At 71.6% G+C, this 18,698-nt stretch carries 12 protein-coding genes; 1 reads left to right on the top strand and 11 read right to left on the bottom strand.

The features are described 5' to 3' along the window. Window positions 1-5: 5 nt before the first annotated feature. From AAC944_RS32575 to AAC944_RS32530, 10 genes are all read right to left on the bottom strand, one after another. On the bottom strand, window positions 6-1,265 hold the full coding sequence (locus AAC944_RS32575; protein ID WP_030609244.1) for a membrane protein: 1,260 nt from the start codon (window positions 1,263-1,265) through the stop codon (window positions 6-8). A 1-nt stretch (window position 1,266) separates the two neighbouring features. Continuing rightward, window positions 1,267-2,805 carry a right-handed parallel beta-helix repeat-containing protein gene (locus AAC944_RS32570; RefSeq protein ID WP_030609246.1) on the bottom strand — a complete coding sequence of 513 codons (1,539 nt, stop codon included), beginning with the start codon at window positions 2,803-2,805 and terminating at the stop codon, window positions 1,267-1,269. Window positions 2,806-2,813: 8 nt separating this feature from the next. Further along, a complete protein-coding gene (locus tag AAC944_RS32565; RefSeq protein ID WP_030609249.1) occupies window positions 2,814-4,760 on the bottom strand; it encodes an alginate lyase family protein in 1,947 nt (648 codons plus the stop codon). Then, entirely contained in the window at window positions 4,757-6,937 is a 2,181-nt protein-coding gene (locus tag AAC944_RS32560) for a bi-domain-containing oxidoreductase (protein WP_030609252.1), read from the bottom strand. Before AAC944_RS32560 ends, AAC944_RS32565 begins: the two co-directional genes overlap by 4 nt. Continuing rightward, a complete protein-coding gene (gene asnB, locus AAC944_RS32555) occupies window positions 6,934-8,850 on the bottom strand; it encodes an asparagine synthase (glutamine-hydrolyzing) (RefSeq protein ID WP_030609253.1) in 1,917 nt (638 codons plus the stop codon). The genes AAC944_RS32560 and asnB overlap by 4 nt, the downstream gene beginning before the upstream one ends. Window positions 8,851-8,853: 3 nt before the next feature. Further along, a complete protein-coding gene (locus AAC944_RS32550; RefSeq protein ID WP_030609255.1) occupies window positions 8,854-10,242 on the bottom strand; it encodes a Wzz/FepE/Etk N-terminal domain-containing protein in 1,389 nt (462 codons plus the stop codon). Continuing rightward, window positions 10,239-11,678, bottom strand: coding sequence for a Wzz/FepE/Etk N-terminal domain-containing protein (locus AAC944_RS32545; protein WP_030609257.1), 1,440 nt, complete (start codon window positions 11,676-11,678; stop codon window positions 10,239-10,241). Before AAC944_RS32545 ends, AAC944_RS32550 begins: the two co-directional genes overlap by 4 nt. Then, complete coding sequence (locus AAC944_RS32540; RefSeq protein ID WP_438272768.1) at window positions 11,675-12,937, bottom strand: glycosyltransferase family 4 protein; 1,263 nt, start codon at window positions 12,935-12,937, stop codon at window positions 11,675-11,677. The genes AAC944_RS32545 and AAC944_RS32540 overlap by 4 nt, the downstream gene beginning before the upstream one ends. Before the next feature lie 4 nt (window positions 12,938-12,941). Next, window positions 12,942-14,258, bottom strand: coding sequence for a nucleotide sugar dehydrogenase (locus AAC944_RS32535; RefSeq protein ID WP_030609263.1), 1,317 nt, complete (start codon window positions 14,256-14,258; stop codon window positions 12,942-12,944). Window positions 14,259-14,331: 73 nt separating this feature from the next. After that, window positions 14,332-15,813, bottom strand: coding sequence for a sugar transferase (locus AAC944_RS32530; RefSeq protein ID WP_030609266.1), 1,482 nt, complete (start codon window positions 15,811-15,813; stop codon window positions 14,332-14,334). Window positions 15,814-16,425: 612 nt separating this feature from the next. On the opposite strand from AAC944_RS32530, the gene AAC944_RS32525 reads away from it, so the two are divergent. Continuing rightward, window positions 16,426-17,430 carry a mechanosensitive ion channel family protein gene (locus tag AAC944_RS32525; protein ID WP_030609270.1) on the top strand — a complete coding sequence of 335 codons (1,005 nt, stop codon included), beginning with the start codon at window positions 16,426-16,428 and terminating at the stop codon, window positions 17,428-17,430. A 310-nt stretch (window positions 17,431-17,740) separates the two neighbouring features. Here AAC944_RS32525 and AAC944_RS32520 read toward each other — a convergent pair whose 3' ends face one another. Beyond that, window positions 17,741-18,682: a hypothetical protein gene (locus tag AAC944_RS32520; protein ID WP_051871453.1), complete on the bottom strand. Its 942-nt coding sequence runs from the start codon at window positions 18,680-18,682 to the stop codon at window positions 17,741-17,743. Between the last annotated feature and the right edge of the window lie 16 nt (window positions 18,683-18,698).

The following is an 18,698-nucleotide window of genomic DNA, read 5'->3' as shown; positions in this document are numbered from 1 at the left end:
CATGCTCAGATCCCCTCCGATCTCTGGGCCCATTCCGGAATGCGTCGTCGAGGGCCTTCGGGCGTGGGAAGGGGGCCGGCCGCGGCAGGCGCTGGTGCTGGTGCTGGTGCCGCCAACAGCGAGGCGGCGACGGCCAGATGCAACAGATACGGCGAGGCGTCGCCGAGGCCGGCCTCGGTGTACGACGCGATCGCGCAGTAGCTGATCAGGAAGATCGCGCAGGCCCTCGACGGCGACGGTGGCCGCAGCAACGCGACGCCGCCCAGCACGATGACGATCGCCGCCACCAGGGCGACGCCGGTCAGACCCTGTTCCTGGTAGACGGCCAGCCAGCTGTTGTCGATCGGCAGCCCGCCGTACGACTTGTCGCCCAGGCCGACTCCGAACACCTGCTCCGCGGTCGACCGGTCCGCTGCCAGCAGGGCGTCCCAGACCTTGGCCCGGCCGGTGAGGTTGGAGAAGTTCTCCTGGCTCTGCCCGCGCAGGAACCACGCCTGCAGCGCGGAGCTGAACACCACCGCGGCCACTGCGGCGCACAGCACCGCCCAGGTGAAGAACCGCCGCGCCGCGGCGCTGGTCAGGAGGAGCGAGCCGATCGCCAGCGCCAGCCCGATGAGCAGACCGACCGTCGCCGTGCGGGTATGGGTCAGCGCGAGCAGGACGAGTGACGGCACGATGACCACCGCCGCGCCGGCCTTGTCGGTCCGGCGGCCCAGTACGAGCAGCACCGTGAGCCCGGTGATCACCGCGGCGTACTGGCCGATCTGCGGCGGCGTGAGCGGCCACAACGCGCCGACAAGGCGTCCGCCGTAGAGGTCGGGCAGGGCCGCGCCCGGTGAGATGGCCAGCCCTGCGGCCACCGACCCGAGCACCGCGAAGTACATCCGGATGTGGTGCCGGACGAACGTCGGGCCGCCGTCCCACCAGCGGCTGAGCAGCCACAGTGTGCCGACGAAGAGAGCCAGCCGGGCGCACCGGAACAGCGCGCCGAATCCGGACTCCAGGTGCGCACTGGAGAGCACGCTCGTCACCAGCAGCAGGGTGAGCAGGCACAAGTAGGCGCTCGCTCGGACGCGCAGCCGGAGATTGAGTGCCAGCGCCAGCGCGAACGCGGCGGCCAGCGCGCCCATGGTGACCATCTGGATGAGGGAGCGGGGCAGCGGGACGATGGTCTTCGCCCCGGCGGAGCCGAGCGTGTTGAGGATCAGCAGTCCCCAGACGATGCCGACGGTCTTCGGTGCGGTCCCACTCGTCTCAGCACGCATCTCAACCACCGTCCCGCGGCTGGAAGGTGCTGCCCGTGTCCTGCTGGTACTGCGCGCCCTGCCACTGCCCGAAGTCGAGCAGCCGGCTCGGGTCGTGGGCGACGAACTTCCACGGTCCGAGATAGACGTTGTCGTGCCAGCGGTTGTGTTGTTCGCGGGTGATCGCCTCGGCCACCCGTTCGCCCTGGTACGGCGACCAGTCCGGATAGGTGCCGTAGTTGGCCAGCACCGCCATGCGGTCGCACTTCACGGTGCACTCGGCGACGGACTTGTCGAGCACGAAGCGGTTGCCGTGGATGTCCACCCGCTGGGTCTTCCACCGGCAGTCGGCGTAGAGCGGTGGGGTGGCGATCGCCGGTTCCGCGCAGCGGTCGGTGTCCCGGACCAGCAGTGTGCAGTGGCCGGAGGAGGTGTTGGCCGGGCTGTTGCAGAACCGGTCGGCGTTCTCCCACAGGGTGATCCCGGACCAGTTGTCCTCCAGCACGTTCCGGTAGATCTCGATCTTGTCGGTGCGGGCTCCGATCCGTGGTTCGCCGCCGGACTCGGACAGGTAGACGGTCGCGTACGGGAAGCTGTCGCCGCGGTCGGCCGCCCTGCGGCCTTCGACCCAGTTGTTCCGCCGGATCGTGTTGTTCCTGATGACCGCGTTGTAACTGGTCTCGTAGATCAGCGCGGCACCGTCGTTGGTCTCGAGCACGTTGTTCTCGATGCGGAAGTCGTTGTTGTTGGTGTCCGCCCACAACCCCGTTCCGCGGTTGTCGTGCACCCAGTTGCCGCGTACGTCGGCACCGTCGACGGCCCAGAACTTGATGCCTCCGGTGCAGCCGCAGCCCTTCCGCCGCCGCTCCCAGTCGCCGGTGTTGTTGCCCGTGATCTCGTTGCCCTCGACCACCAGGTCGCCGATACGGCCGCCGGCCTTGTACGCGTTCATGCCGTACTGGCCGTTGCCGCGCAGGCAGCTGGCGCGGACCCGCTGGCGGGCACCGGCCATCAGCCCGGCGCCGGAGTTGTGCTGGATCGTCGCGTGCTCGATCACCCAGCCGTCGGCCGAGTCATGGTTGACCACGCCCTCGTTCTGCGGCGCGACGAAACCCTGCACGGTCAGGTGGCGGATGGTGACGTCGCGGGCACTGCCGCCGAACGCGTACTGGTTCTTCTTCCGGCCGTCGAGCACCGCGCCCGGCGCACCGAGGTAGCGGTTCCCCTTCTTGGGGACGACCTGGGCGTAGCGGTCCGGGTCGAGCCTGTGCTTGCCAGGCCGAAGCCAGAACGTGGTGTCGGGCGGACTGCCCTTGGTCTTCGCGGCCAGGTCACCGACCACCGCGGGGTCGACCGTCACCGCGCCCGCCGGTGGCTTCGCCGGCCCGGCCGCGGGCTCGGCGCACACCCGGGCCACGGGCGTGGCCGGCGGCCCGGACCTGGACGGCGCACCGGCCGCTTTCGCCGGGGCTTCCGGCGTGCTCGTACAGCCGGTCGCCGCCAGCAGGACCAGCGTCAGCGGTGCCGCCGCCCACGCCCGGTGCCGTCTCTTGCTCTCCACGCGCCCCCCTAGCCGTGGAACCTGAGCACGGTGGTGAACTCCCCCGACAACACAGCGCTGTCGGCGAAGCCGGTGCCGACCAGCGTGGTGGTGGGTTCCTTGCGCCCGAAGCCGGCGGAGTACCAGCCCAGCGGCGGCGCGGTCTCGCCGCGGTGCGCCCGCCAGTTCAGCTCGCCGGGCAGTTCCAGCTCCGCGGAGCGGTCCTCGCCGTCCAGGGTCCAGGTGAGCACTGCTCGGTCGCCCGTCAGGTGTGCGGTGATCGCGGGGCCGAGGTGGAACGCCAGACGTACGTCGCGGCCCGGGCCTCGCACCTCGTCGACGATCCTCAACTCCCGCGTCGAGGCGACCAGTTCGACCCGGCGTCGGTGCACGGCGCCCTGGTAGCCGTCGTGCTCGGCAGACCAACGGGCCGCACCCGCCTCCACGACGCGGGTGCGCGCATGCCGGGTCCACAGGAACGGGCCGCCGGAGACGGACTGGTCAGCGCCGTTCAGCTGCAGGGTGTTGTGGCCGAGGGTGGACCGGAAGTACTGCCGCCACTCGGGCTGCCCGTGGTAGCAGTACGTCCCCGGGTCGGCGAGCACGTCGACGCCGTCGTGCCGGACCTCCACGGACAGCGCGTCCGCGTGGGCGTGCGCGGCGATGGACAGGAAGCCGTGCGGGCCACCGTCGCAGCGGCACCAGATCTCCCCCGTTTCCCCCTGGCCGCGCAGGATGGTCATGCCCGCGTCCGCGAAGTGCGCCGGTCGGCTCGCTGGACGGGTCACAGCCGGTTCAGTGGGCTTGATGAGCGCGGCCAGCAGCGGGGTGCGCACATCGGTGCCGGTCACCGTCGGCCACCAGGCGAGCCGGCCGAACACGGCGTCCCCGGTGGCCAGCAGCGAGGCCCAGCGGTCGGTGCCCGCGCCGTCCATGACCAGACCGTGCCCGTCGTCCGCGTCCCCCTGGCGCGGCGGCCGCAGCCGGCTGTCCACGACGGCCGCGAGCGCGTCGGTCATCCGCAGCAGTACCAGCCGGATGGTGGCGGGGACCGGCACACCGGCGGCGTCCGCCTCGGCCACCGCGGCCAGGCCGAGCTCCAGCACGAGTCCGTGGTACTCGGTGGCCAGCTCACGGTTGAGGCCGGAGAGAAAGGTGTTGCTTCGCAGGTGCCGCTCCAGCGACCGCAGCGCGTCGGCCCGCCAGCGCGCCGAGGAGGGGAACCAGTCGAACGCGCAGGCCGCGGCGAACTGCCCGGCGGCCTCGGCGATGACGTGATTGTTCGCCGAGGACCCCCGGCTGGGGAAGGCGGCCAGCCAGCGCTGGTGGTGCCAGATCTGGTTCCGCGCCAACGGGTTGTGCTCGAACAGCCCAACCGCGCCGGGCCAGCCGTCGAGCAGCCGGCGGATCCACACCCAGGACAGCAGCCGGATGCCCAGCTCGATGCCGCTGATCCAGTGCACGCCGCGCAGCGGTGGGTTGGCCGTCCACCACGACCGCAGGTGCGCGGCCACGCGCTCGGCGTACCGCTCGTGCCCGGTGATCGTGTAGGCGGCGGCGAGCACGGTGAGGTACTGGTGCCGGGACAGCTCCCAGATCTGCTTGATGTCCCCGACCGCGTCCTCGTCCCGGTACGGCACGTCGAAGGCGTAGCCCCACGGAGCCCGGCGCCCGGCCTTCGGGTCGTACCACCAGTCCGGGTCGGTCAGGTCGTCGCGGACCACACCGAAATACTCGATGTGCCCGTACATCAGCCGGTCCGCCTCGGCGAGGAGACGTTTCGCGGCGTCCGGAGGTATGGCGGTGATCGCACCGGCGGGCAGGACCGCGGTGAACCGGGCGCCGGTGACGCTCGGGCAGTGAGGGCGTGCCGACCGCCACCGCCGTCTGCGCACCGCGTCGCCCACCCGGCCGGCGACCTCCTGCGGTCCCATCCTGGACAACCGCCGCAGGTACCATCCCACGCTCATGGTCATCGCGGCCCCACCAGCGTCACCGGCGCATCACTGGCCAGACCGGTCTGCACGGCGAGGGTGGCCGCGGTGGTGGCGACCAGCGACTCCAGCGGCACCGGCATCGGCCCGCCGGTGCGCACGGCCTTGATGAACGCGGCCAGCTCGGCGTTCTGGCCCTTGTCCCGGGCCTTGGGCAGCCGCGAACTGACCCACCGCTTACGGCGGCCATCGTAAACAGTGGCACGGACGAAGTCGTCGAGCCGCAGCACCTTGCCGTCCGCGACCATGTCGAGGGTCTCCTTGGGGAAGCCGGGCGCGCCGGTGGTGACGTAGCTGAGGGTGGCGGTGGACCCGTCCGGGTAGCGGAGTACGACCTGAAGGTCCTCGTTGCCGGGTGCGGCGACCGCGTACACCGAGACCGGGTCGGCGCCGAGCAGCCAGCTCGCCGTGTCGATGAAGTGCCCGCCCTCGCCCGCGAACCGTGAGCCCTCGGTGCCCTGCTGGAGGTACCAGCTGCCGTGCTGCAGTTGGCCCGCGTTGACCAGGTAGCGCAGGTTCGCCGGGCCGGTCCGGGCGCCGAACCGCTGCTTGGCCTCGTTCAGCAGCGGCGAGAACCGGCGGTTGAAGCCCACCTGGAGCCGGTCGTTGCCGGACTCCTCCACCGCCGCGAGCACCCCGGCGAGCTCGTCCTCGGTGAGGGCGAGGGGCTTCTCCACGAACACGGCCTTGCCGGCCAGCAGTGCTCTTCGGGTCAGTTCGGCGTGCGAGCTGTGCCGGGTGACGACGAACACCGCGTCGATGGTCTTGTCGCCGAGCACGGCGTCGAGGTCGGTGGTCGCCTGGGCGAAGCCGAACTTCCGCTGCGCGTTGGCCGCGGAGAGCGCCGTCGTGGTGACGACGGTCCACAGCGCTACGCCGTCGCGCTGTGCCAGGTGCGGCAGCAGCATCGACGTCGCGTAGTTTCCCGCGCCGACGAACGCGAGGCGCACCGGCGACTTGACGGAGCGGACCGGAGTGGACGCTCGCACGTTCACCGAGGGCACGGCCACCGCCGGAGCCTCGGCTGCCACCGGCTGGTCGGGATACCGGAACAGCACCGCCACGGCCTTCAGTTCGCCGTCCTTCAGGCGCTGGTACGTCTCCACGGCGTCGTCGAAGTCGGCGATGTGGGAGATCAGGGGCTCCACGTCGACGCTGCCGCGGGCGAGGAGATCGAGGAAGCACGCCAGGTTGCGGCGCTCGGTCCAGCGCACGTAGCCGATCGGGTAGTCCCGGCCCTCCAGCTCGTACTCCGGGTCGTAGCGCCCGGGGCCGTACGACCGGGAGAACCGGACGTCGAGCTCCTTCTCGTAGTACGCGTTCCACGGCAGGTCCAGGCGGCACTTGCCGATGTCGACGACCCGGCCGCGGTCCCGGCAGAGCCGGGCGGCCAGCTCGACGGGCTGGTTGCTGCCGCCGCCGGCGGCCAGGTACACCTGGTCCACGCCGTGCCCGCCGGTGAGTTCGGCGACGGCGGTCTCCACGGCAGCGGACGCGGGGTCGCCGCAGGCCGCGGCGCCCAGGCGCGCGGCGAGCTCGCAGCGTGCCGGGTCGGGGTCGGCCCCGACGACGCGGACTCCCGAGGCGGCGAGGAGCTGCACCACCAGCTGCCCGATCAGCCCGAGGCCGATGACCAGTGCCACTTCGCCGAGCCGTGACTCGCCTTGGCGGACGCCCTGCAGCGCGATCGATCCGACGGTGCCGAAGGCGGCATGCCGCGGCGCGAGGCCGTCCGGCACCGGGGTGTAGAGGTTCTTCGGCACCCAGTTCAGCTCGGCGTGCAGCGCGTGCTCGTTGCCGGCGCAGGCCACGAGGTCGCCGACCTTCACGTCGTCGATCCCGGCGCCGACCTGCTCGACCACCCCGCACAGCGAGTAGCCCAGCGGCGTGTAGGAGTCCAGCTTGCCCATCACCTTGCGATAGGTGGCGGGCACCCCGTTGGTGGCCACGCTCTGCATGACCTTGGCCACCTGGTCCGGGCGGGAGCGGGCCTTGCCCAGCATCGACATGCCGGCCTCGGACACCTTCATCATCTCGGTGCCGGTGGAGATCAGTGAGTAGGCGCTGCGGACCAGCACACCGCCCGGCTTGCACCCCGGCACCGGCACGTCGAGCACCGCCAGCTCGCCGCTCTTGTAGTTCTGCACTACCTGTTTCACCCGTTCTCCCCAGAAGTCGCGCCCCGGTACCAGTACTCGAGGGTCAGCACATGCCACAGATGCTTGGAGAAGTCCCGCTGCCCGGCGGCGTCCTCGGCGACCATGCGCGCCAGCGCGTCACGGCGCAGGAACCCGGAGCGGACGAGCTCGCCGTCGTTGACCACCTCGCGCACCAGCGGTGCCAGGTCCCGGCTCATCCAGGCCCGCAGCGGGGCGCTGAACAGGCCCTTGGGGCGGTACACGATCTCCCGGGGCAGGATCGAGGTGGCCGCTTCCTTGAGGACGGCCTTGCCCTGCCGTCCGGCGATCTTGCGGTCGCCGGGCACGGCGAACGCCGCCTTCACCACCTCGACGTCCACGTACGGCACCCGCACCTCGGTGGACGCCGCCATGCTGGAGCGGTCCGTGTAGGTGAGGTTCAGGCCCGGCAGGAACAGCCGGGCGTCGGCCAGGCACATGCGGTTGACGAAGTCGTCGAGGTCGTTGTCCTGGTAGACGTCCGCGTGCTCGGTCAGTACGTCGTCGACCGTCCCGGCGAGGTCCGGGTGGACCAGGGCGAGCAGCTCGTCCTCGTCGTACATGGTGTAGCTGCGCCGGAACGCGGTCTCCTCCGGGAGCTCGGCGAAGGAGAGGAACCGTTTCGCGAAGCGCACGGACCGGTATCCGCGGCGGGCCGTGGCGACCGGCAGCCGGTCCACGGCCCTGGACACACCGCGCCGCAGGGGACGCGGGACGCGCTGGTAGCGCAGCGCGAGCAGGTTGGCCAGGTGCTTGCGGTACCCGGCGAACAGTTCGTCGGCGCCCATTCCCGAAAGCATCACCTTGACCCCGGCCTCGCGCGCTGCCGAGCAGATCAGGAAGGTGTTGATCGCGGCGGGGTCGCCGATCGGCTCGTCCAGGTGGTGCGTCATCCGGGGCAGCAGGTCGAGCACGTTCGGGGCGATCTCGATCTCGTGCAGGTCGACGCCGAACCGCTCGGCCACCTGCCGGGCGTAGCGCAGGTCGTCCGGCATCGCCTCGAACCTGGCGTCCTCGGCGCGGAACCCGATCGTGTAAGCGGAGATCCCGGGCTGGTGGCGGGCCGCAAGGGCGGTCAGCCAGCTGGAGTCGAGGCCGCCGGAGAGGAAGGTCGCCACGGGGACGTCGGAGAGCAGGTGGCGCCGGGTCGACTCCTCGACGACGGCGGCCAGGTCCGGTTGCTCGCCGCTCCGGGCCCGTTCCCGGCCCTCGGCGGCGATGTCCTTCAGATGCCAGTACCGGCCGCGCTCCACCCGGCCGTCGGGCCGCACCCTGAGCCAGCTCCCCGGCGGCAGCTTCTCCGCTTCACGGAACGCGCACCGCGTGTCCGGCACCCAGTAGTACAGCAACGAGGCCACCAGCGCCGCATGGTCCACCGCCGGCGACCCGCCGGTGGCGGCGGCCAGCGCCTTGAGCTCTGAGGCGAACACCAGGCCCCCGCCGCGCCGGAGGAGGAACAGCGGCTTGATGCCCAACTGGTCGCGGGCGAGCACCAGTTCACCGGTGCGCTCGTCGAAGACGCCGAACGCGAACATGCCGCGCAGCCGGGGCAGGCAGTCCGTGCCCCAGCGCCGCCAGGCCTCCAGCAGCACCTCGGTGTCGGAGGTGCCGCGGAAGCGCACCCCGGCGGCCGCCAGTTCGGCCCGCAGTTCGGGTGCGTTGTACAGCTCGCCGTTGTACGTCAGGGCGAGGCCGTCCGAGACCATCGGCTGGGCGCCGGTACCGGACAGGTCGATGATGGCCAGCCGGCGGTGCCCGAGGTGCACTTCGCCGTCACCGGCGGAGTGGCTGTACCGGCCCGCCCCGTCCGGGCCGCGGTGGGCGAGGGTGTCGGTGAGCCGGTCGGTCACGGCCTTCCCGTCCGGCCATCGATACGTTCCTGCGATGCCACACATGTCCTACCGCGCCTCCTGGTCGTTGTCCGGGACTCGTGCGGCGTGCTTCGGCCGCCGGACCGTCCCGTTCTGCCGGGCCGGCAGCTCGCTCCGGCCCCGCAGCGCGATGTGCAGCCCGTCCCACAGCGTGCCGTCGGTCCGGTCCCGCGGATCGGGGTCGATCAGCACCACGCCGATCACCGGAATGCGCTGGTCCGCGAGTTGCCGCGCCACGGTGTGCAGCCATGCGGCGCTGCCGTGCCCGGCCCGCACGACGAGCACGGCCCGGCTGCCGAGGTGCGGGAGGTCGGTCCACGCCGTGCCGGGCGCGACCGAGCCGACGCCGACCACCGGCCCCTCAGCGCTTGATGCCCTGGTGAGGTCCGTGGCGATCTCCCTCGTGGTGCGCGCACAGCCCAGTTCCAGCAGCGACACCGGTTCCGCGGAGCCGCGCACGGTGCGGGCCAGGGTCGTGGTGAGGCGTTCGCGTGCCGCCTGTGTCCGTCGGCCCGGCCACAGCCTGGCCGGTCGGCGCAGCTCCGCGATGACCGAGGCGCCCAGGTTCGCCGCGATGTCCCGGCGCAGCACGGGGCGGTCCGCCACCACCGCGCCGACCGCGGCCAGCGCGAGTCCGACGACGAGCCCGAGGACGAGCCCGACCGCGGCGTCGGTGGCAGCGGCCCTGGGCAGGGAGTGCCGCACCACGCGCGGGGCGTCCACGATCTGCGTACCGGCGATGACCTGGGGCGTGCCGACGCGCGCCTCCTCGGCGCGCAGGTCGAAATCGGCGATCCGTGAGGTGAGCTCGGCCCGGCGGGCGAAGAGCGACTCCATGCTCGCCGACCCCTTCGGGTCGCTCTCCGGCGGTCCCTCTCCGATCGTCTTGTTGACCTGGGCGAGTTCGTCCCGCATCCGGTCACGCTGGTCGAGCAGGGACTTGGCCTCGGCTTTCGCGGCCGCCCGCATCCGCCGCACATGGTCCGCGATGAACGCATCGGCCAGCGCCCCGGCCCGGGCCACCGCTTCCGCGTCGCTGTCACCTGTCACATCGATCTGCAGCAGGTTGTTGGTCAAGCCGGTACCCCGGTAGTCCTTCATGAAGTCTTCCGGCTTCTCGGGGGACTTGAGGGACCGCAGGGCCTTGTCGGCGATCCGCGTGGTCCCCAGCAGCTCGACGTCGGTGCGGATCAGCGTTCCGGTGTCGTTCGGCTGGTCCTCCTTGTGCGCGACCAGCACCTTGGTCACCGCGGTCGGCGGTGGCGGCAGCAGGACCGCCACCGCCGCGCCGGCCAGCAGCCCCAGCAGCGCCAAGGAGGACCAGAGGCGGCGGCGTCTGCGCACCGCCACCACCAGCGCCTGCAGGTCGATCAGCGGAGCGGCGGCCGACGGCTCCGGAGCCGTACTCGTCGTCACACCGAACCTCCCGTCGCGTGGCCGCGCACCGCGAACGCCGGAGTGGCGCCGTCCGGGGCGGCGTCGTCCGGGGGGCCACCGACAGGCCGCGGTGGACGGGCCCGGACCGGGGCGGCGACGACGATGCCGACGACCGCATGCCCCGCGTCCGCACACGCCTCGGCGATACCGGTGAGCTCCTCCGCGGTCCAGCTGTCCGCGCTGAGGAGGATCAGGGCAGCGGACTCGGTGTCGCGGTCCGGGACGATCGGCCGGTCCACCGGCACCTCCACCACCCGGAGCACAGCATCCCCCCCGGCCTCGGCGGCGAGCTGCCCGGCGGCCCGGAGAGCGATCTCGTCGCCGTCCGGTACGACGACGAGCAGCCGCCCGGGGGCGGGCAGCTGGTCCCGGAGGCGAGCGCACACCCGCCGGTAGCGGATCCGCCTGCCGGCCTCGTCGCCGGAGCTCTGCGGGATCGGTACGTCCCACCGGGTGTCGGCGCCGAGGAGCCGGCGGATCCGGGCCAGCGGGCCACGGTCCGGCCGGTTCACGCGCCGTTCACCAGGTACGTCGACAGGTACGCCACCAGGTACGCCGACAGGTACGCCACCAGGTACGCCGACAGGTACGTCGACGGTGCCGAGGAGCGCCGAGCCCAGCGCCGCGGCGATCTCCGCTTCGGTGCGCAGGCGGCGGTTCATCCGTGCGGCGACGAGGTGGCCGACGACCCCGAGCAGGAAGAACAGCAGCGCCCCGGCGACGACGATCTGCATCCTCGTCGGCGGCGCCTCATCGGTCGGCCGGACCGCCGGACCCATGACGACCATGCCGGCCTTGCCGGACGCCGGATCGGCCTCGTCCAGCTTCGTCATGGCCTCCTCCAGGGAGGTGCGCAGCTTCTCCAGCGAGGTGCGGGCCTGCACGCTCTCCACGGACTGCCCGGGGTCGGCCGCACCGGCGAGGTCGGTGATGCGGCGGTTGGTCTCCATCACCTTCTGCCGCAGCGCCTCGGTCCCCGTAGCCGCGTCGGGGTCGGTGCTGCCGCCTGCGATCCGCGCGGCGAATCCGACGAATTGCTGGGCCACCTGGTCGGAGAGCCGCTGCGCGCGTGCCGGGGTGTCGGCCGTACCCGAGATCTTGATGATGTTCCCGTCGGCGGCCTCCGCGGTCACTCGGTCCCGCAGCTCGCCGCCGCCGACGCCCCGCCAGCCGAGCTCGGCGGCCGCGAGGTCGACCACCGACGAGCTGGTCGCGATGTCCACCTGGGTCAGCAGCTCGCGCTCTTCCCACTGCCCCGGCAGCAGCACCGATGCCGACGCCGTGTAACGCGGCGGGAACAGTACCGAGGTGCCGTAGCCGGCGAGCGCGCCCACCACGGTGAGGACGGCGAGCAGCCGCCAGCGCCGGCGGAGCAGCCGCCCGATCGTGACCAGGCGGATCGTGCCATCGTTCAACGCCGCGGCCTCCGCCCCGTCCGAACCGGGTCGTCCGCCGGCACCGAAGTGTGGTCGCGGCACGCAGCGGCGTAGGCGGCGAGCAGCGATGCCTGCGAGTTCCGCCAGGAGAGCGGCCCGCTGATCCGCTCCTGGCCGGTCTTGCCCATCCGGGCCCGCTTCTCCGGATCGTCGAGCAGCGAGGCGATGAGCCCGGCGAACTCGGCCTCGTCGTTGGCGGGCGCGTAGACGGCGGCGTCACCGGCGGAGACGCGCGCCTCCCGGAGGTCGAACGAGACGATCGGCCGGCCCATCGCCATGTACTCCAGGACCTTGTTCATGGTCGACACGTCGTTGAGCGGGTTACGCGGGTCGGGCGAGAGGCACACGTCCGCGGTGGACAGGTAGCGCACCAGGTCGGCGTCCGGGATGCGTCCGGTGAACTGCACCTGCTCGGAGAGCCCGAGCCGACGGGACAGCTCCACCATCGCGTCGAAGGCGTCACCGGCGCCGACGAACACCGCGTGCCAGTCGGTGCGTCCGAGTCCGTCGCGCAGCTTCGCGAGGGCCCGCAAGGCGTAGTCGACGCCGTCCTGCGGCCCCATCACGCCGAGGTAGCACAGCAGATGAGGCTTGCCGCGCTTCAGCTCCGGCTCGGACGGCACCGGTTGGAACCGCTCGATCGCGGGCGCGCTGCGCACCACGAACACGTCCTCCGGCCGTTTGCCGCCACGGCGCAGCGCGACGTCCCGGTAGCTCTCGTTCGTGGCGAGCACGACGTCCGCGGCCCGGTAGGTCCGCCGTTCCAGCGCGCACACGGCGCGGTAGAGCTGGTCCTTTCCGCGGTCGAACCGGGAGAGGTACAGCTCGGGTACCAGGTCGTGCTGGTCGAAGACGAACCGCGCGCCGTGCCGCTTCAGCCACAGCGCCGGCAGGAACAGCAGGTCGGGCGGATTGCAGGCGTGTACCACGTCGACCGGGCCGACCTTGCGGGCCAGCCGGACCGTGTGCCACAGCGCCGTTCCGTACTCCCGCAGGTAGCCGGCCGGTCCTCCGGTGGCCGCGCGCAACGGGTAGCGGTGGATGCGCACCCCGTCGATCACCGCCTCCGGCTCCGTGTCCCGCTTCTCCCCCCGGGGGCAGATGACGTGCACCTCCCAGCCCGCGTCGCGGAGCGTCGTGCACTCCTGCCACACCCGCCGGTCGAACGGCACCGACAGGTTCTCCACCAGGATCAGCGCGCGCCGGCCGTATCCGTCGCCGCCGGTCGCGTTGTCCACTGCGTCACCAAGCAAGGCCCACGTACCCCGGTTCGGTCCGGCGCGTCTCGGCGTCGGGAAGGCGGACGAGGTCGACGATCACCGGGCCACCACCATGGGGCAGCGCCGACAGCACGGCCGGATCCTTGGTCCCGACCAGGCACACCTCGGCGTGTTCGAGCACCTCCTCGACGGAGTCCGCGAGCAGCTGCGCGAGGTGCGGCAGCCGGTTCTCGATGTACTCGCGGTTCGCGCCGAGCAGCCGGGACAGGCTCACGTTGGCGTCATGGATCTTCAGGTCGTACCCCTTGCCGAAGAGCCGTTCCGCCAGCTCGACGAGCGGGCTCTCGCGGAGGTCGTCGGTGCCGGGTTTGAAGGACAGCCCGAACAGGCCCACCCGGCGCTTGCCGGTGCGCTCGACCAGGTCCACCGCGCGCTGCAGATGGTCGGCGTTGGAGGGCAGTACGTGGGAGAGGATGGGCACCGAGACGTCGGCCCGCCGCGCCGCGTGGACCAGGCTGCGCAGGTCCTTGGGCAGGCAGGAGCCGCCGAAGGCGAAGCCGGGCCGCAGGTAGGCGGGGCTGATGTTCAGCTTGCGGTCGGCCAGGAACACGTCCATCACCTGGTGCGAGTCGACCCCGAGCGCCTGGCACACCGCGCCCAGCTCGTTCGCGAAGCCGATCTTGAGGCCGTGGAACGCGTTGTCCGCGTACTTGATCGCCTCGGCCGTCGCGACCGGCACCCGGAACACCTCGCCGGGCAGGCCGTCGTACAGCGCCGCCACCGCGTCGCCGCTTGCCGGGTCGAGCTCGCCGATGACGGTCTTGGGCGGGTCGAAGAAGTCCCGCACGCTCGTGCCCTCGCGCAGGAACTCCGGGTTGACCGCGACCCCGAAGTCCACCCCGGCCGTGCCGCCGACGTACTTCTCCAGGATCGGTACGAGCAGATTCAGGCAGGTGCCCGGGAGCATGGTGCTGCGGAACACGACGGTCTGCCGCCCGCCCCGCTCGGCGAGCGCGGCGCCGATCTGCTCGGTGACCCGCTCCAGATACGTGGTGCACAGGCTCCCGTTGGGCTCCGACGGGGTGCCCACGCAGACCAGGGAGACCTCACTGCCCATGATCGCCTCGCGGACGTCGCGGGTGGCGCGTAACGCTCCGGTCCGTACGACCTCGGCGACGATCTCGCCGATCCGCTCCTCGACCACCGGGGCCTTGCCGTCGTTGACCAGGTCGACCTTGACCTGGTTCACGTCCACCCCGATGACCTCGTGGCCCATGTGGGCCAGGCACGCGGCTGATACGCAGCCCACGTAACCGAGCCCGAAAACGCTGATCCTCATGCCCCGTCTCTCCCCCCAGGCAGGCCCTTGCGGCCTGCGGTCCACGCGTCGGCCGGACGACGGCTCCCGCGCATCAGTAGGCCCCCTGGCCGTAGAACACCGCACGCAGCGTCTTCCACAAGATCACTGCGTCCAGGGCGAGCGACCAGTCCTCCACGTACCGCAGGTCGAGGCGGACCGCCTCGTCCCACGGCAGGTCGCTGCGCCCGCTGATCTGCCACAGGCCGGTGAGTCCGGGCTTGACCAGCAGCCGCCGCCGGATGTCCGGGCCGTACGCGGCGGACTCCTCCGGCAACGGAGGCCGCGGGCCGACGAGCGACATCGATCCCGTGAGCACGTTGAAGAGCTGCGGGAGCTCGTCGAGCGAGTACCGGCGCAGCACCGCTCCCACCCGGGTCACCCGCGGATCCCGGCGCAGCTTGAACAGCAGCCCCGCGCCCTCGTTGCGGTCGGCCAGCGCGGCGCGTGCTCCGTGGGCCCCCACCACCATGGTGCGGAACTTGAGGATGGTGAACTCGCGGCCGTCCTTGCCGACCCTGCGCTGGCGGTAGACCGCCCCGCCCCGGCTGTCCGCCATCACGAGCAGCGCGACGAGCACCATCAGCGGCGCGAACAGCACCAGCAGGACCGCCGCGCCCAGCCGGTCGACGACCTCTTTGATCGCCCGGCGTCCCCCGGTGAAGGCCGGCATGCTGACCCGCAGCAGCGGGATCCCGAGCACCGCGTCGACGTGCAGCCGCGGCCCTGCCACCTCCATCAGCACGGGGGCCACGACCATCTCGGCATCGCTGCCTTCGAGGTTCCAGGCCAGCCGCTGCAGCCGGTCCGGTGACCAGTGCGGGTCCGGTGTGACCGCGACGACCCGGTAGCCGTCGCGACGGACGTGGCCCGCGACGTCCGCCAGTTCGCCGACGACCGGCACTCCGTCCACCAGTTGGTCGCCGTCGGGCCCGCGACCGTCCGTCGTGCACACCGCCTCCACCCGCCAGCCGAGGTGCGGGAACTTGCGGGTCCGGGTGATCAGGTCGCGCACGGTGTCCGGGCTTCCGGCAGCGAGCACCGGTCGCAGACACGCCCCTTGCTTCCGCTGCTTGTGCAGCCAGAGGCGGAGCACATACCGCGTGGTCATGGTGACGAGCGCGATCGCGGGAATCGCGACGAAGATCCAGAGCTTGATGTTGCGCGAGGTGAGGGCGATCCCGCCGAGCGCGAGGACGACGGTCGCCGTGAACAGTGAGCGTCCGAGCCGGCGGAATTCCTCGGCGCCCTGGCCGAGCACGGCCGGCGCCCACGACCGGCTCACCGCAAGCGCGCCCAGCACCAGCAGCTGGGTGCAGAAGGCGAGAATTCCCCACTTCTCATGCCAGTCGGCCGCGTCCCGGGCCCCGAAGAAGTTGCCGATCGTGGCCACCACCAAGCCGGTGGCCACGGTGTCGCTGGTGATCACGGTACGGCGGTACCGCTGCTCCCAGTCGTTCGCCGGCCGGCTGATCACCCCGTCCGCCAGACGCCCGCGCGCCGACGGAAAAGGGCCGACTAATCCCCCCTGCCGCACAGAAACCCCCCGGTCCCCAGTGGTACGTGGCCGAATAACCAGGAGGCCCCCGCCCCCCGCGCCGCGCATGACAGTTCGGCTGTCTCAGCGCTGTTTGAGCAATTCCAGCAACCCATCCGGACGGCAGGGACCCGCATGCCCCGCCGGACACCCGAGGTACCCGGAAACCCGTCGAAACCTCGGGTGCTCTCCTCCCCCAAAGCCCCCTGGCGCCCGGCGCGGCAGACACAGTTGCCGGCTGTCCGTAGCGCCCGACCCGTAGATCATCATTTGTCGCTTCGTGTCACAGCATGTGAAGCACGGTCAATCTAGACCATCGGGGCCCGTGTGAAGAGAGGGATGTGTGGAATTTGTGCTCAAGATTTGGAGACGATTCCACCGACCGGTGACGAACCGGTGACCGTCTGCCGGGCCTCGAGGACGAGGACATGCCGTGTGACCTGTGCTGACGGGCGTTCTCCGCGCTGCCGGCCTGGTCGGGGGGCACGGGCTGACCGGGCTCACCCGGCACGTCGCCCGAGCACTCATCAGGCTCCTTTTGACCTTGCTCAGGGGCCCCACTACGTTCTACGCGCCGAGTAGCACGTACACCGATCGTCTGGAGCAACTCCCGTGTCACCCCTGGACGCATCCGCGTCTCACGTACTGAGCAGCGACGTCGCCGACCAGGTGATCGCTGTCCCGGACTGGGTCCGGAACAACGTCGACACCTTGATAGGCGTACCGCTGCGCATCCTCCTGATCATCGTGGGGGCGGTCATCGTACGGGCGGTGGCCAAGCGGGCGATCGACCGCGCCGTACAGCGCATCCTGCAGTCCGGTGAAGGTGACGGCGGGCCGCGCCGCACCGGCCGCGGCCCCGCCGTCCTGCACCGCGACCCCTCCCGCGCCAACGAACGGCGCCAGCAGCGAGCACGCACCATCGGCACGGTGCTCAGCAGCATCGTCACCATCGTCGTGTCCGTCATGGGCCTGGCCATGATCCTCGATCAGATCGGCATCGCTCTCGGCCCGATCCTGGCGAGCGCGGGTGTGGTGGGCCTGGCGATCGGCTTCGGCGCGCAGAGCCTGGTCGCGGACTACCTGTCCGGAATGCTCATCATGATCGAGGACCAGTACGGCGTCGGTGACTCCGTCGACCTCGGCGAGGCCGTCGGCGAGGTCGAGCACGTCGGCCTCCGCCTCACTCAGGTCCGCGACCTCAACGGCGGTCTGTGGCACATCCGCAACGGCGAGATCCAGCGGGTGCGGAACGACAGCCAGGAATGGGCCCGCGCCGTCCTCGACGTCTCCGTGGCCTACGACTCCCACCTGGACACGGTCTACCGCGTCCTGGAAGAGACCGGTCACGCCATGCGCCAGGACCCGGAGTTCCAGGACGTCCTCCTGGAGGAGCCGTCGATCTGGGGTGTGCAGTCCCTGGACGCCGACGGTGTCGTCGTACGTGTCGCCGTCAAGACCGCCCCCCTCAAGCAGTGGGGCGTCACCCGCGAGATGCGCCGTCGCGTCAAGGAAGCCCTCGATGCCGCGGGCATCGAGATCCCCTTCCCCCAGCGCACGGTCTGGATGCGCACCGACGACAACGCCGCCGCCCCCACTGTCCCCGCGTCCCGCTGACGGAACCCCGGAGGCGGCTCGTACGGAAGGGGCCGGGGCCGACCGCGCCCGGACCATGGAGTACGGGTACTCATGCCGGTGGCCGAAAGGGCTTCGCATACGCGCGCCATGCCCATGGAACCACCGGGGTGCCCGGACTGCGGAACGCCCCCGGGGCCGCCTCCGCCCGTTCGGTGTGCCCCTTGCCGACTGTCCTGACCGGGCCGGATGCCTTCGCGCTCCGCTTCCCGGTGTGCGGCCGGTCGCGGGCCCGCTGCGCGCTGTGCCGTACGGAACGGTCTGCGGCACGCAGCGGGCCCGCAGCAGGCGCTCAGGCGTGGCAGGTGACCTTGACGGGCGCCGCCGCGTGGTGGGCGGCCTCGCGGCCCGGCCCGTAATCGATGCCGCGGTCCAGCAGCTTCACGGCGATCTTGCCCTGGCGGACCTGGAAGGTGCCGCCCGGCTGCCAGCTGCCGCGGTGCCCGGCCTGGTCGATGGTGAACTGGCCGTACTTGGTGTTTCTGTCGAAGGCGTCGGTCAGCACGTGATAGGTGGTCGGGTGACCGTTCACGTCGCGGTCGTTGGGGCCCTCGGGCACGTAGACCGAGACCTGGCAGGTCCGGGACTCCGGGCCTGGCGCGAACCACCACATCACGCGGCTCTTGGCGTCCTTGGCCGGGTCACCGGACATCGGTACGGACGTGAACTGGCCGCTGCAGCCGCCCTCCTGGGTGCTGCCGCCGGTGAGCCCGTACCAGCCGTTGCCGCCGTCGTTGTAGGCGCCCTGCTGCTGATAGCCGCCGCCGGGCGGGGTCGGGCAGCCGGGTCCCGCGAGGCCCGTGTAGGTCACGCGGGGCGGACCGGCGGGCTTCTTCTTGGCCTCAGGGGCGGGGGTCTTCTTCTCCGGCGCCTTCGGTGCCTCGGGAGCCCGGGAGGGCGCCCCCGCTTCGCTGGGCTTCGGTGACGCCGGGCTCGGCGACTTGCTGGGCTTGGCGGCCGGTGCCGGAGAGCTCGTCTTCGTCGGCTGCGGCTGCTTGGCCGCGACGGGCTTCTCCTGGCCGTCGCCGAAGCGCACCTGGGAGGCGCCGAAGGTGGCCAGCGCCACCACGCCGACGCCGACACCGGCCAGCACGGGCAGGCCCACTACTGTCTTCCACACCCGCCGGCCGGGCGCCAGGCCGCGCAGCGGTGTGCGCGCCCCCTTGGCGAAGGTCTCCGCGAAACCGGTCCCGGACGGGCGGTCCGGACCGGCGTTCTTGTTCGGCTGTGACAACGGGGGTTTCCTCCTG

This window comes from Streptomyces sclerotialus (assembly GCF_040907265.1).
Classification (GTDB): domain Bacteria; phylum Actinomycetota; class Actinomycetes; order Streptomycetales; family Streptomycetaceae; genus Streptomyces; species Streptomyces sclerotialus.
Note: the sequence above shows the minus strand (reverse complement) of the source record. Positions and strands in the feature narration are given on the sequence as shown.

Excerpts from the sequence above, each read along its gene's own strand:
- AAC944_RS32575 (WP_030609244.1), bottom strand. The coding sequence starts at position 1,265 with ATGCGTGCTGAGACGAGTGGGACCGCACCGAAGACCGTCGGCATCGTC.
- AAC944_RS32535 (WP_030609263.1), bottom strand. The coding sequence starts at position 14,258 with ATGAGGATCAGCGTTTTCGGGCTCGGTTACGTGGGCTGCGTATCAGCC.
- AAC944_RS32565 (WP_030609249.1), bottom strand. The coding sequence starts at position 4,760 with ATGACCATGAGCGTGGGATGGTACCTGCGGCGGTTGTCCAGGATGGGA.
- asnB (WP_030609253.1), bottom strand. The coding sequence starts at position 8,850 with ATGTGTGGCATCGCAGGAACGTATCGATGGCCGGACGGGAAGGCCGTG.